We start from the raw sequence: 12,896 nt of genomic DNA, 5'->3' as shown, positions 1-12,896 counted from the left end.
CCGGCGTCACACCGGGCCGCCCCTTCACGAAGTCGTACGCGATCAGCCCTCGACGCGGGCGGGCTCGCGCTCGCCCGTGACCTCGTGCACCGGGTGGTTGCTCTTCGGCTGCCCCAGTCCCATCTTCCGCATGATCCAGCCGACCACGCCACCGAGGACCACGATCACCATGCCGCCCCAGAAGCCCGCCGGCTCGGCCAGCACCATGAAGGCGCCGGCGACGGTGAAACCGATGAAGGCGATGATGACACCGGTCCAGGCGGCCGGGGTGTGACCGTGGCTGCTGCCCGCCATGACTTGCTCCTCGTTGCTGTGTACGTGTCTGAGCCGGACGCTCATGCCTCATTGTTCCGCACGCGCGCGTGCCCGGTGTCCGGGGGTCGGCCCTCGCGCGTCGGGGGCACCCCAGGGGCACGAGGAACTACGCGACCAGCCCCCACGCACCCGCACCCCCCAGCGGCACGAGGAACTACGCGACCAGCCCCCACGCACCCGCACCCCCCAGCGGCACGAGGAACTACGCGACCAGCCCCCACGGACCCGCACCCCCCAGCGGCACGAGGAACTGCGCGACCAGCCCCCACGGACCCGCACCCCCCAGCGGCGCGGGGAACTACGCGACCAGCCCCCACACACCCGCACCCGGCACATCACCGAACCCCCCACCCCCGTAGCCGCCTTGACCGCGCGACCGCCGGATGGCCTACGCGCTGGTCGGGTCCTCGCCCCGGTCGAGGGCCTTCCAGATGTCCTCGGGGCGGTCGGGGTCGACGGCGGGCGCCTGGCGGCGCGGACGGGGTGCGCCGGAGCGCTCGTAGCGCCCGGACATCGCGGGCCACTGGCGTCCGTAGCGCAGGGCGAGCAGGCCGGCCAAGAGGAGCAGGGCACCGCCGGCGACCGCGACGTAGGGCCAGGCGGTGTGGGAGAGGGCGTCGACGGTGGCCGAGGTGTCGCCGGAGGCCTTCGCGGCCTGCTCGTCGAGCGCGGAGCTGTCGCCGACGCCGAGGAGGGCCGCCGCGATGGTGCCGGCGCCGGAGAGCGCGAGCAGGGCGGCGACCAGGAAGCGGCCGGCCCGGCGGACGGCGAAGACGGCGACGAGCGCGGCGAGGCCCACTATGGCCAGGGACGCGGGCACGCCCGTCACGTCGCTGCCCGTGGCGGTCAGCGGGAAGCTGCCGCCGGCCACCGTCGCGGTGCCCTGCGACCACTCCTGGCGGGTCGCGAGCAACGCCACGGCCGCGCCGAGCGCCCCGCTGAGCAGGGCGACGGCAAGACTCCGGCGGCCGGCCCGGGCGGGTCCTGCGGCTTCGGAACGGGGGTGAGGTACGGGAGTCACGTACTCCACTATCGCCTGAACCACGGGCGAACCGTCACCCGGGGTTCAGTGATAAGCGCCCTATTTGCCGAGCCGGTTGGCCGTGTGGACCGCGCGCAGGACCGCCGCCGCCTTGTTGCGGCACTCCTGGTCCTCGGCGACCGGGTCGGAGTCCGCGACGATGCCGGCGCCCGCCTGGACGTAGGCCGTGCCGCCCCGCAGCAGGGCCGTGCGGATGGCGATGGCGGTGTCGGAGTCGCCGGCGAAGTCCAGATAGCCCACGCAGCCGCCGTACAGGCCGCGGCGGGACGGTTCCAGTTCGTCGATGATCTGCATGGCGCGGGGCTTGGGCGCCCCGGAGAGGGTGCCCGCCGGGAAGCAGGCCGTCAGGACGTCGAAGGCCGTGCGGCCCGCGGCGACCTTGCCGGTGACCGTCGAGACGATGTGCATGACGTGCGAGTACCGCTCGACGGACATGAAGTCGACGACCTCGACCGAGCCCGGCTCGCAGACCCGTCCGAGGTCGTTGCGACCCAGGTCGACCAGCATGAGGTGCTCGGCGCGCTCCTTCGGGTCGGCGAGCAGTTCGTCGGCGAGGGCCTGGTCCTCCTGCGGGGTGGCCCCGCGGTGCCGGGTGCCGGCGATGGGGTGGACCATGGCCTGCCCGTCCTCGACCTTGACCAGTGCCTCGGGGGAGGAGCCGACGACGTCGAAGCCGTCGAAGCGGAACAGGTACATGTACGGGGAGGGGTTCGTCGCGCGCAGCACCCGGTACACGTCCAACGCGCTTGCCGTGCACGGTGTTTCGAAGCGCTGCGACGGGACGACCTGGAAGGCCTCGCCCGCGCGGATGCGCTCCTTGACGTCCTCGACGGCCTCCTGGAAGTCGGGGCCGCCCCACAGGGCCGTGTACTCGGGGAGTTCGGAGGGGGGCAGGACGGCCGGGGGCTGGGCGACCGCCCGCGACAGGTCGGCCTCCATGGCGTCCAGGCGGGCCACCGCGTCGGCGTGGGCCTCGTCGACGCCGGTGTCGAGGTCGTTGTGGTTGATCGCGTTGGCGATCAGCAGGACCGAGCCCTCCCAGTGGTCCATCACGGCGAGGTCGCTGGTGAGGAGCATGGTCAGCTCGGGCAGCCTGAGGTCGTCGCGCTCGCCGGGGCCGATCTTCTCCAGGCGGCGCACGATGTCGTAGCCGAGGTAGCCGACCATGCCGCCGGTGAAGGGCGGCAGGCCCTCCTGGTGCGGGGTGTGCAGGGCCTCGATGGTGGCGCGCAGGGCGACGAGCGGGTCGCCGTCGACGGGGACGCCGACGGGCGGGGTGCCCACCCAGCGGGCCTGCCCGTCGTGCGCGGTGAGGGTCGCCGCGGACCGGACGCCGACGAACGAGTAACGGGACCACGAGCGGCCGTTCTCCGCGGACTCCAGCAGGAAGGTGCCGGGGCGCTCGGCGGCGAGCTTGCGGTAGAGCGCGACCGGGGTGTCGCCGTCCGCGAGGAGCTTGCGGGTGACGGGGATGACGCGGCGGTCGGTGGCCAGCTTGCGGAACGTCTCGAGGTCCATGGCGGCTGACCCTACTGATCCGCGGCCGGTACGCCGGAATCGGCGTCCTTGACCAGCACGTCGGCGTCGAAGCAGGTGCGGGCGCCGGTGTGGCAGGCGGCGCCGACCTGGTCGACCTTGACCAGCACGGTGTCCGCGTCGCAGTCCAGGGCCACGGACCTGACCCACTGGAAGTGGCCGGAGGTGTCGCCCTTGACCCAGTACTCGCGGCGGCTGCGCGACCAGTAGGTGCAGCGGCCTGTGGTGAGCGTGCGGTGCAGCGCCTCGTCGTCCATCCAGCCGAGCATCAGCACCTCCCCCGTGTCGTACTGCTGGGCGATGGCGGGCAGGAGCCCGTCGGCGCTGCGCTTGAGACGCGCGGCGATCTCGGGGTCGAGCCGGCTGGGCTGGCGGGGCGTGCTGCTGGTCATGGTGCCATTGTGCCGTCCGCCACTGACAGTCACCGTGGGGTGTCCACTGTGCGGACCGGGGAGACGGCCGTAGGCTGACGTCATGTCGACTTTCGCCAAGCGTGAACGACTTCTCCTCGCCGACCTGTTGGAGGCCGCGGGCCCGGAGGCCCCGACTCTGTGCGAGGGCTGGCTCACCCGTGATCTGGCCGCGCACGTGGTGGTGCGCGAGCGCCGCCCCGACGCGGCCGGCGGGATGCTGATCAAGCAGCTCGGGCCACGCCTGGAGAAGGTGATGGACGAGTTCACGGCCAAGCCGTACGAGGAACTGGTCCAGCTGATCCGGACCGGCCCGCCCCGGTTCTCGCCCTTCTCCCTCAAGCAGATCGACGAGGCGTCCAACACCATCGAGTTCTACGTCCACACCGAGGACGTCCGCCGCGCCCAGCCCGACTGGTCACCGCGCGAACTCGACAAGGTCTTCCAGGACGCCCTGTGGTCCCGGCTGGAGCGCACCGCCCGCCTGATGGGCCGCAGCGTTCCGACGGGCCTGGTGCTGCGCCGTCCCGACGGCCAGACCGCCGTCGCCCACCGCGGCACGCCGGTCGTGACGGTGACCGGCGAGCCGTCGGAGCTGCTGCTGTTCCTCTACGGCCGCCAGAACGCGGCCAAGGTGGAGCTGGACGGCGACAAGGAGGCCATCGACAAGCTGCACGGGTCGAAGCAGCTCGGTATCTGAGACCCGGCGCACGGGGGCCTCAGCGGGGCAGTTCCGCGCGCCGCAGGTCCCGTGCGCCGAGGCCGACGACCCCGCCCAGCCCGCAGACCACGGCGCTGACGACGAAGACCGGGCCGGTCCCCCAGGCACCGATGGCCGCGGCGGACAGCGGCATGCTCAGCGGGGCGAAGCCGAGGCTCACCAGGCCGGAGACCGCGGTGACCCGGCCGAGGTGGGCGGGGTCGGCCTGGGTCTGCAGCAGGGCGCCGCACATGGCGCCGCTGAGCCCGGCGAGCAGCCCGATGAGCAGGGCCACCCCGACGGCCGTGAGGACGCCCGGGACGAAGGCGAGGGCACCGATCGCGACCGAGCCCGCGAGGATGGCGTACGCCGCGACCTGCCCGGCGTACGGCAGGCGCCCGCGCACGGTCAGCAGCAGGGAGGCGGCGCCCGCGCCGGTGCCGAAGCCGGCGAGCACCCAGCCCATGCCGGAGGCGCCCCAGCCGCGCTCGTCGGCGAGCAGGGCCAGGCCCACGTTCAGCGGGCCGACGAAGCCGAGGTCGCCGAGGGCGATGGCCACCATCAGCGGGGCGAGCACGCGGTGCCGGCGGAGGTAGCGCAGTCCGGCCACCAGGTCGCGCCAGGCGGTGCCGGCGCGGGCGGCCGTCTTGTCGTCCGGGGGCAGGTCCCGCAGTCGTACGGAGACCAGCAGCGGCACCGACACCGCGATCAGCAGGCCCGCCAGCCCGAACGCCGCCGCCGCGCCGCCGACCGCCACGGCGAGGCCGCCGAGCGGGGCGCCGACGATGCTCGCAAACCGGATGGCGAGGCCTCGCATGCCCTGCACGCGCGCGAGCTGGTCGCGGCTCGCGCGCGTGCGCGGGGAGGGCGCCCACGGCGGGCATGAACACTGCGTCGACGGTGCCGAAGACCAGGGCGAGCAGGGCCAGCGGCCACAGCCCGGGGCTGGTGAGGAACAGCAGCGCGGCCACCGCGAGCCCGGCCGCGCAGCGCACCACGTCGCTGCCGATGACGACCCTGCGCGGCCCGAACCGGTCGGCGATCACGCCCCCGCCCAGCATCAGCAGGGCCCGCGGAACCGCGCTCACCGCCATGACCACCCCGGCCTGCGAGGGCGTCCCGGCCTGTACGGCCGCCCAGGACAGGGCGATGTAGTACACGCTGTCGCCGAGCATCGAGCAGGTGTAGGCGTCGAGCCAGCGCAGGACGTTGCCGTCGCGGTGGGCCGGTCTGCCGGTGACGGTCGCCTGGGTGAGTGCGGCGCTCACGGGGGCCTTTCGGGGGGCCTTTCGGACAGCCGGTGGAGCTTCGTGCGCAGCGGGTGGGCGAGCCCCGGTCGCCTCGAAAGGCAGCCGGGGCTCGCGCCGGGCGTCACCTCACCGGGTGACCCGACTCCCGCAGCGCGTCCTTGACCTGGCCGATCCGCAGATCGCCGAAGTGGAAGACGGACGCCGCGAGGACCGCGTCCGCGCCGGCGGCGACGGCCGGCGCGAAGTCGGCCAGCTTGCCCGCGCCGCCGGAGGCGATCACCGGAACCGTCACGTGCTTGCGGACGGCGGCGATCATCTCCAGGTCGTACCCGTCCTTCGTGCCGTCCGCGTCCATCGAGTTGAGCAGGATCTCGCCCGCGCCCAGCTCGGCGGCCCGGTGCGCCCACTCGACGGCGTCGATGCCGGTGCCCTTGCGGCCGCCGTGCGTGGTGACCTCGAAGGACCCGGACTCGGTCCGGCGCGCGTCCACCGACAGCACCAGCACCTGCCGGCCGAAACGCTCGGCGATCTCGCGGATCAGGTCGGGACGGGCGATGGCCGCCGTGTTGACGCCCACCTTGTCGGCGCCGGCCCGCAGGAGCTTGTCCACGTCCTCGGCGGCACGGACGCCGCCGCCGACCGTCAGCGGGATGAACACCTGCTCGGCGGTGCGGCGCACCACGTCGTAGGTCGTCTCGCGGTTGCCCGACGAGGCGGTGATGTCGAGGAACGTCAGCTCGTCGGCGCCCTCGGCGTCGTACACCTTGGCCATCTCGACGGGGTCGCCCGCGTCGCGCAGGTTCTGGAAGTTGACGCCCTTGACGACCCGGCCGTTGTCCACGTCCAGGCAGGGGATGACTCGGACCGCCAGGGTCATGACGCGTCTGCTCCTCGGTACGCCTCCACCTCGACCTCGACCACCAGGCTGGGGTCCACGAAGCCGGAGACGATGATCATGGATGCCGCGGGCCGGACGGAGTCGAACAGCTCCTTGTGAGCGCGTCCGATGTCGTCCACGTCCCGGGCGTGGGTGATGTACATGCGCGTGCGCACGACGTCCTCGCGGCCCAGACCCAGTTCCCCGAGCGCCGTGAACGCGACGCTGAAGGCGTTGACCGTCTGCTCGTACGGGTCGCCCCCGGCGATCTGGCCGTCCACTATCGACGTGCAGCCGGAGACCAGCACCAGGCCGTTCGGCAGTTCCACGGCACGGGAGTACCCGAAGGTGTCCTCCCAGGGCGCGCCGGTCGTGACGCGTCGCAGATCGCTCACCGGTCTACCGCCTCCAGGGCCTCTTCGAGGGTGAATGCCTTCGCGTACAGGGCCTTCCCGACGATGGCGCCCTCGACACCGAGGGGGACCAGCTCGGCGATGGCCCGCAGGTCGTCCAGCGACGACACGCCGCCGGAGGCCACGACGGGCCGCTCGGTCGCCGCGCACACGTTGCGCAGGAGCTCCAGGTTGGGGCCCTGGAGCGTGCCGTCCTTGGCGATGTCCGTCACCACGTACCGGGCGCAGCCCTCCTTGTCGAGGCGCTCCAGCGTCTCGTAGAGGTCGCCGCCGTCGCTGGTCCAGCCGCGTCCGCGCAGGGTCGTGCCGCGTACGTCGAGCCCGACCGCGATCTTGTCGCCGTGCTCGGCGATGACCTTGGCGACCCACTCCGGAGTCTCCAGGGCGGCCGTGCCGAGGTTGACCCGGGTGCAGCCGGTGGCGAGGGCGGCGGCGAGGGCGGCGTCGTCGCGGATGCCGCCGGAGAGCTCCACCCGGATGTCCATCGCCTTGGCGATCTCGCCGATCACAGCCCGGTTGTCGCCCGTACCGAACGCCGCGTCCAGGTCGACCAGGTGCAGCCACTCGGCGCCCGAGCGCTGCCAGGCGAGGGCGGCCTCCAGCGGGGAGCCGTACGAGGTCTCCGAGCCGGACTCGCCGTGGACGAGCCGGACCGCCTGGCCGTCACGGACGTCCACGGCGGGCAGGAGTTCGAGCCGTCCTGAGGGGTGGGAAGACATCAGAGGGTTCCGATCCAGTTGTTCAGCAGCTGCGCTCCGGCGTCGCCGGACTTCTCGGGGTGGAACTGCGTGGCCCACAGGGCGCCGTTCTCCACGGCGGCCACGAAGGGCTTGCCGTGGGTCGACCAGGTGACCTTGGGGGCGCGGATCGCCGCGTTGCGCGTCTCCAGGCTCCAGTCGTGGACGGCGTAGGAGTGCACGAAGTAGAAGCGCGCGTCCGCGTCCAGCCCGGCGAAGAGCTGCGAGTCGGCCGGCGCGTCGACGGTGTTCCAGCCCATGTGGGGCACGATCTCGGCCTGCAGCGGCTCGACCGAGCCGGGCCACTCGTCGAGGCCCGCGCTCTCCACGCCGTGCTCGATGCCGCGCGCGAAGAGGATCTGCATGCCGACGCAGATGCCCATCACGGGGCGCCCGCCGGACAGCCGGCGGTCGACGATCCAGTCGCCGCGTGCTTCCTTGAGGCCCTTCATGCAGGCGGCGAAGGCGCCGACGCCCGGCACCAGCAGGCCGTCCGCGTTCATGGCCCTGTCGTAGTCGCGCGTTATCTCGACCTCGGCTCCCGCGCGCGCGAGAGCACGCTCGGCGGAACGGACGTTGCCGAAGCCGTAGTCGAAGACGACCACTTTCTTCGATCCGGTGCTCAATTCCACACCTCCAGCCTCATGACGCCGGCGACGAGGCACATCGCGGCGCCGATCGAGAGCAGCACGATGAGGCTCTTCGGCATCTGCTGCTTGACGAAGGAGTAGATCCCGCCGGCCAGGAAGAGGCCGACGACGATCAGGAGGGTCGACAGGCCGGTCACAGGGCGCCCTTCGTGGACGGGAGGATGCCGGCCGCGCGCGGGTCCCGCTCGGACGCGTACCGCAGCGCCCGGGCCAGCGCCTTGAACTGGCACTCCACGATGTGGTGGGCGTTGCGCCCGTAGGGCACGTGCACGTGCAGGGCGATCTGCGCCTGGGCGACGAAGGACTCGAGGATGTGCCGGGTCATCGTGGTGTCGTACTCGCCGATCATCGGCGCCATCTTCTCGGGCTCGGTGTGCACGAGGTAGGGGCGGCCGGACAGGTCGACGGTGACCTGGGCGAGGGACTCGTCCAGCGGGACCGTGCAGTTGCCGAAGCGGTAGATGCCCACCTTGTCGCCGAGCGCCTGCTTGAAGGCGGCGCCCAGTGCGAGGGCGCTGTCCTCGATGGTGTGGTGCGAGTCGATGTGCAGGTCGCCCTCGGTCTTCACGGTCAGGTCGAACAGACCGTGCCGGCCGAGCTGGTCGAGCATGTGGTCGTAGAAACCGACGCCTGTCGACACGTCGACCTTGCCGGACCCGTCGAGATCGATCTCGACGAGGACCGAGGTCTCCTTCGTCACCCGTTCCACACGTCCTACGCGGCTCATGCGCTCTGCTCCTTCGGGGGCGTGGGGGTGTCCCCCACAAAACACTGCAACTCACGGACCGCGTCGAGGAACGCGTCGTTCTCTTCGGGGGTTCCGGCGGTGACCCGCAGCCAGCCGGGCACGCCGTTGTCCCGGACCAGGACGCCCCGGTCGAGGATCTGTCGCCACACGGCGTGGGAGTCGTCGAACCGGCCGAACTGCACGAAGTTGGCGTCCGACGCGGTGACTTCGTAGCCGATCGCCAGCAGTTCGGCGACCAGCCGGTCCCGCTCGGTCTTCAGCTGCTCGACATAGCCGAGCAGCGTGTCGGTGTGCTCCAGGGCGGCCAGGGCGGTCGCCTGCGTGATCGCCGACAGGTGGTAGGGCAGCCGTACGAGCTGGACGGCGTCCACGACCGCCGGGTGCGCGGCGAGATAGCCGAGGCGCAGTCCCGCCGCGCCGAAGGCCTTGGACATCGTCCGCGAGACGACGAGGTTCGGCCTGCCCTCGATGAGCGGCAGCAGCGAGGCGCCGTGGCTGAACTCGATGTAGGCCTCGTCGACCACGACCATCGAGGGCCCCGCCGCCTGCGCGGCCTCGTACAGGGCGAGGACCGTCTCGCGCGGGACGGCGGTGCCGGTGGGGTTGTTGGGGGTGGTGACGAAGACGACGTCCGGCCGGTGCTCGGCGATCGCCTTCTCGGCGGCGGCGAGGTCGATGGTGAAGTCCTCGCCCCGTGGACCGGAGATCCAGCCCGTGCCGGTGCCGCGCGCGATGAGTCCGTGCATCGAGTACGACGGCTCGAAGCCGATCGCCGTACGGCCCGGTCCGCCGAAGGTCTGCAGCAGCTGCTGGATGACCTCGTTGGAGCCGTTGGCGGCCCAGAGGTTGGCGACGGAGACCTCGTGCCCGGCGGTGTCGGTGAGGTACTTGGCGAGCTGGGTGCGCAGCTCCACCGCGTCCCGGTCCGGGTAGCGGTTGAGGCTGCGGGCCGCCTCGCGCACCCGCTCGGCGATCCGCTCGACCAGCGGCTCGGGCAGCGGGTAGGGGTTCTCGTTGGTGTTCAGCCGTACCGGCACGTCCAACTGGGGGGCGCCGTAAGGGGACTTGCCGCGCAGCTCGTCCCGTACGGGGAGATCGTCGATTCCGAAGCTCACTTGCTCGCCGGTACCTTCCATCCGAACCGCGCCTTGATCGCCGCGCCGTGCGCGGGCAGGTCCTCCGCCTCCGCGAGCGTCACCACGTGGTGCGCCACGTCGGCCAGCGCGTCCTTCGTGTAGTCGACGATGTGGATGCCGCGCAGGAAGGACTGGACGGACAGGCCCGAGGAGTGGCAGGCGCAGCCTCCGGTGGGCAGGACGTGGTTGGACCCGGCCGCGTAGTCGCCGAGCGAGACCGGCGCCCAGGGCCCGATGAAGATCGCGCCGGCGTTGCGCACGCGGTCGCCGACCGCGGCCGCGTCGGCCGTCTGGATCTCCAGGTGCTCGGCGCCGTACGCGTCGACCACCCTGAGTCCCTCGTCGACGCCGTCGACGAGCACGATCGCGGACTGCCTGCCCCTGAGGGCCGGCACGATCCGGTCCTCGATGTGCTTGCTGGCCGCGACCTGCGGTTCCAGCTCCTTCGCCACGGCGTCCGCGAGTTCCACCGAGTCGGTGACCAGCACGGCGGCGGCCAGCGGGTCGTGCTCGGCCTGGCTGATGAGGTCGGAGGCGACGTGCACCGGGTCGGCGGTGTCGTCCGCGAGGATGGCGATCTCGGTCGGGCCGGCCTCGGCGTCGATGCCGATCCTGCCGGTGAAGTAGCGCTTGGCGGCGGCGACCCAGATGTTGCCGGGGCCGGTGACCATGTTGGCGGGCGGGCAGGACTCGGTGCCGTACGCGAACATCGCGACGGCGGTCGCACCACCGGCCGCGTACACCTCGTCGACGCCGAGCAGTGCGCAGGCGGCGAGGATCGTCGGGTGCGGCAGGCCGTCGAACTCGGCCTGCGCCGGGGAGGCGAGGGCGATCGACTCGACGCCGGCCTCCTGCGCGGGCACCACGTTCATGATCACGGAGGAGGGGTAGACGGACCGCCCGCCGGGCGCGTAGAGACCGACGCGGTCGACCGGCACCCACTTCTCGGTCACCGAACCGCCGGGCACGACCTGGGTCGTGTGGGTCGTACGGCGCTGCTCGCGGTGGACGAGACGGGCGCGGCGGATGGACTCCTCCAGGGCCGCGCGCACGGCCGGGTCCAGCTCCGCGAGGGCCCGGGTCAGCGCCTCGGCAGGAACCCGTACGGACCGCAGGCGCACTCCGTCGAACTTCTCGGCGAAGTCGATCAGCGCCGCGTCGCCCCGATGATGCACGGCCTCGCAGATCGGACGCACCTTTTCCAGGGCGGCCGAGACGTCGAAGTCGGCTCGGGGCAGCAGGTCGCGCAGGGCGGGGCCCTCGGGAAGGGCGTCGCCGCGCAGATCGATTCGGGAGATCACGTCGTCAATTCTCGCAGACCGCGATCGGGCGTCGTTCGCGCGTATCAATGGCTGATACAGAACGTGGGCGGAACCCGGACGATCCCCTTCACGTCTGGTGTTCCGGGCGTCACTCAGCGGGCATGAACGGTTGTACGAAACCACGAAGCGCTACTGGCAGCTACCGGGGAGGAAGGAAGCCTGGTGACCGAGGGGGCCGGCATCCGGGACGGGGTCCACGACGGAGACCTGCCGGACGATCTGACCGCCGCCGAGGCCGGGATGTGGCAGGCGTTCCGCAACGGCAGTGTGTACGACCTGAGCAGCGGCGACACGGTCGTCGACGATCCGCACGGCGGGCATCCCTGGGGGCCCGAGCGGACCGTGCGGGCGCGGATCGTGTGCTGGCTGCTCCTGGACGGGCCGCCCGCGCTCGCGGGCCGCGTGTCGTCCCTGAAGCTCGTCGGGGTGCAGATCAGCGACAGCCTGGATCTCGCGGGCGGCACGGTGGTGCCGTACGTCGAGATGCGCGGCTGCCGGTTCGAGCGGGACGTCCTGCTCCCGGAGGCCCACTTCACGACCGTGCGGATGGTGGACTGCTCGGTGCCGCGCCTGGAGGCGGCCCGGGTGCACACCGAGGGCGACCTGCATCTGCCGCGCTGTCGTTTCCACAACGGCATCCGCCTCACCGACGCGCAGATCGGCACGGATCTGCTGCTCAACCAGTCGATCGTCCACCGCGACCGCAGCGGACGCTCCATCGCCGCGGACGGCCTGACCGTCGGCCAGGACCTCCAGGCCGAGATGCTGGAGTCGCACGGCGAGCTGAGCCTGCGCAGCGCGAAGATCGGCGTCTCGCTGAGCCTGCGCGGCGCCCGGCTGGTCAACCCCTACTCACGGCTCGCCCTGAACGCCCCCCAGCTGACCGTGGAGCGCTCGCTGTACCTGACGCCGGCGGGCGTCGGCAGCGTCCTGCTCAGCGGCACGACACCCGCGCGCGGCACGCGCATCCAGCGGTTCGAATGCCAGGGCGGGCTGCGCCTGGACGACGGGCGGTTCGGGGACGCGGTCGACCTGGAGCGGGCCCGGTTCACCTTCACCGACGAGCAGGAGCTGTCGCTGCGCCGCGTGCAGACGCCCGAGCTGCGCTTCCTCGGGGAGCGGCCGACGCGGGGCATGGTCGTGCTGTCGGGGGCGCGGGTCGTCAACCTGATGGACCGGGCCGACGCGTGGCCGGGCCCGGGCCGCCTGCACATGGGCGGCTTCAGCTACGAGAACCTGGTGCCGCGCGGCCCGTTCCCGCTGAACGAACGGCTGGAGTGGCTGGCGGCGGCGACGGCCGAGTACAACCCGGAGCCGTACGAACGTCTCGCCGCCGTGCTGCGGACCGGCGGCGAGGACGAGGACGCCCGTGAGGTACTGCTGGCCAAGCAGCGCCGCCGCCGCGAGAGCCTGCCGCTCGCCGCCAAGCTGTGGGGGTACGTCCAGGACTGGACGGTGGCCTACGGGTACCGGCCGGGCCGGGCCGCCGTGTGGATGGCGGTGCTGTGGGCGGCGAGTTCGGTGGCCTTCGCGCACGCCAGTCATCCACCGCTCAGGCGCGGCGAGCACCCCCCGTGGAACCCGGCCCTGTTCGCCCTGGACCTGCTGCTGCCGGTGATCGATCTGGGCCAGGCCGGGTTCTGGCAGCTGCGGGGCGGCTGGCAGTGGCTGGCCGCCGCGCTCATCCTGGTGGGCTGGATTCTGGCGACGACGGTGGCGGCGGGGGCCTCGCGGCTGCTGCGGCGCAGCTAGAGGGGGTT

Annotated in this window: 14 protein-coding genes and 1 pseudogene; 2 read left to right on the top strand and 13 right to left on the bottom strand. The window is 72.3% G+C overall.

Annotated features, from left to right (window positions below):
- Positions 1-42 precede the first annotated feature (42 nt).
- From ACZ5XS_RS24985 to hisI, 4 genes are all read right to left on the bottom strand, one after another.
- Positions 43-294, bottom strand: coding sequence for an HGxxPAAW family protein (locus tag ACZ5XS_RS24985; RefSeq protein ID WP_468654769.1), 252 nt, complete (start codon positions 292-294; stop codon positions 43-45).
- Positions 295-703: 409 nt separating this feature from the next.
- The gene (locus ACZ5XS_RS24980; protein WP_468654874.1) at positions 704-1,345 is read right to left on the bottom strand and encodes a TIGR02234 family membrane protein; all 642 of its coding nucleotides are present in this window, start codon (positions 1,343-1,345) and stop codon (positions 704-706) included.
- Between the two features lie 51 nt (positions 1,346-1,396).
- A complete protein-coding gene (locus tag ACZ5XS_RS24975) occupies positions 1,397-2,875 on the bottom strand; it encodes an anthranilate synthase component I (RefSeq protein ID WP_468654767.1) in 1,479 nt (492 codons plus the stop codon).
- Positions 2,876-2,886: 11 nt separating this feature from the next.
- Complete coding sequence (hisI, locus tag ACZ5XS_RS24970; protein WP_217237277.1) at positions 2,887-3,285, bottom strand: phosphoribosyl-AMP cyclohydrolase; 399 nt, start codon at positions 3,283-3,285, stop codon at positions 2,887-2,889.
- A gap of 82 nt (positions 3,286-3,367) precedes the next feature.
- Here hisI and ACZ5XS_RS24965 point away from each other — a divergent pair, with 82 nt between their 5' ends.
- Entirely contained in the window at positions 3,368-4,003 is a 636-nt protein-coding gene (locus ACZ5XS_RS24965) for a TIGR03085 family metal-binding protein (RefSeq protein ID WP_468654765.1), read from the top strand.
- Between the two features lie 19 nt (positions 4,004-4,022).
- Here ACZ5XS_RS24965 and ACZ5XS_RS24960 read toward each other — a convergent pair.
- From ACZ5XS_RS24960 to hisD, 9 genes and pseudogenes are all read right to left on the bottom strand, one after another.
- Positions 4,023-5,178, bottom strand: a pseudogene (locus tag ACZ5XS_RS24960) (MFS transporter).
- Between the two features lie 196 nt (positions 5,179-5,374).
- A complete protein-coding gene (hisF, locus tag ACZ5XS_RS24955) occupies positions 5,375-6,130 on the bottom strand; it encodes an imidazole glycerol phosphate synthase subunit HisF (RefSeq protein WP_383860408.1) in 756 nt (251 codons plus the stop codon).
- A complete protein-coding gene (locus tag ACZ5XS_RS24950) occupies positions 6,127-6,525 on the bottom strand; it encodes a RidA family protein (RefSeq protein WP_468654763.1) in 399 nt (132 codons plus the stop codon). The genes hisF and ACZ5XS_RS24950 overlap by 4 nt, the downstream gene beginning before the upstream one ends.
- Positions 6,522-7,262, bottom strand: a complete 741-nt coding sequence (gene priA / locus ACZ5XS_RS24945) for a bifunctional 1-(5-phosphoribosyl)-5-((5-phosphoribosylamino)methylideneamino)imidazole-4-carboxamide isomerase/phosphoribosylanthranilate isomerase PriA (protein WP_468654761.1) — start codon at positions 7,260-7,262, stop codon at positions 6,522-6,524. Before priA ends, ACZ5XS_RS24950 begins: the two co-directional genes overlap by 4 nt.
- Entirely contained in the window at positions 7,262-7,912 is a 651-nt protein-coding gene (gene hisH, locus ACZ5XS_RS24940) for an imidazole glycerol phosphate synthase subunit HisH (protein ID WP_468654759.1), read from the bottom strand. The genes priA and hisH overlap by 1 nt, the downstream gene beginning before the upstream one ends.
- Positions 7,903-8,067: a hypothetical protein gene (locus ACZ5XS_RS24935; protein WP_358795182.1), complete on the bottom strand. Its 165-nt coding sequence runs from the start codon at positions 8,065-8,067 to the stop codon at positions 7,903-7,905. The genes hisH and ACZ5XS_RS24935 overlap by 10 nt, the downstream gene beginning before the upstream one ends.
- On the bottom strand, positions 8,064-8,657 hold the full coding sequence (gene hisB, locus ACZ5XS_RS24930) for an imidazoleglycerol-phosphate dehydratase HisB (protein ID WP_046261880.1): 594 nt from the start codon (positions 8,655-8,657) through the stop codon (positions 8,064-8,066). The genes ACZ5XS_RS24935 and hisB overlap by 4 nt, the downstream gene beginning before the upstream one ends.
- Entirely contained in the window at positions 8,654-9,793 is a 1,140-nt protein-coding gene (locus ACZ5XS_RS24925; RefSeq protein WP_468654756.1) for a histidinol-phosphate transaminase, read from the bottom strand. The genes hisB and ACZ5XS_RS24925 overlap by 4 nt, the downstream gene beginning before the upstream one ends.
- Positions 9,790-11,115 (bottom strand): histidinol dehydrogenase, encoded by a 1,326-nt coding sequence (hisD, locus tag ACZ5XS_RS24920; protein ID WP_468654754.1) that lies wholly within the window; start codon positions 11,113-11,115, stop codon positions 9,790-9,792. Before hisD ends, ACZ5XS_RS24925 begins: the two co-directional genes overlap by 4 nt.
- Before the next feature lie 183 nt (positions 11,116-11,298).
- On the opposite strand from hisD, the gene ACZ5XS_RS24915 reads away from it, so the two are divergent.
- Entirely contained in the window at positions 11,299-12,888 is a 1,590-nt protein-coding gene (locus tag ACZ5XS_RS24915) for an oxidoreductase (protein WP_468654752.1), read from the top strand.
- The last annotated feature ends 8 nt before the right edge of the window (positions 12,889-12,896 follow it).

The organism is Streptomyces sp. NPDC033131, from assembly GCF_055578365.1.
This window is presented reverse-complemented; position numbering and strand designations above follow the sequence as displayed.

What these genes read in the sequence shown, in the direction of transcription:
- ACZ5XS_RS24985 (WP_468654769.1), bottom strand. Translation starts at nt 294, where the DNA reads ATGGCGGGCAGCAGCCACGGTCACACCCCGGCCGCCTGGACCGGTGTC.
- hisI (WP_217237277.1), bottom strand. Translation starts at nt 3,285, where the DNA reads ATGACCAGCAGCACGCCCCGCCAGCCCAGCCGGCTCGACCCCGAGATC.
- ACZ5XS_RS24965 (WP_468654765.1), top strand. Translation starts at nt 3,368, where the DNA reads ATGTCGACTTTCGCCAAGCGTGAACGACTTCTCCTCGCCGACCTGTTG.
- hisF (WP_383860408.1), bottom strand. Translation starts at nt 6,130, where the DNA reads ATGACCCTGGCGGTCCGAGTCATCCCCTGCCTGGACGTGGACAACGGC.
- priA (WP_468654761.1), bottom strand. Translation starts at nt 7,262, where the DNA reads ATGTCTTCCCACCCCTCAGGACGGCTCGAACTCCTGCCCGCCGTGGAC.
- ACZ5XS_RS24975 (WP_468654767.1), bottom strand. Translation starts at nt 2,875, where the DNA reads ATGGACCTCGAGACGTTCCGCAAGCTGGCCACCGACCGCCGCGTCATC.
- hisB (WP_046261880.1), bottom strand. Translation starts at nt 8,657, where the DNA reads ATGAGCCGCGTAGGACGTGTGGAACGGGTGACGAAGGAGACCTCGGTC.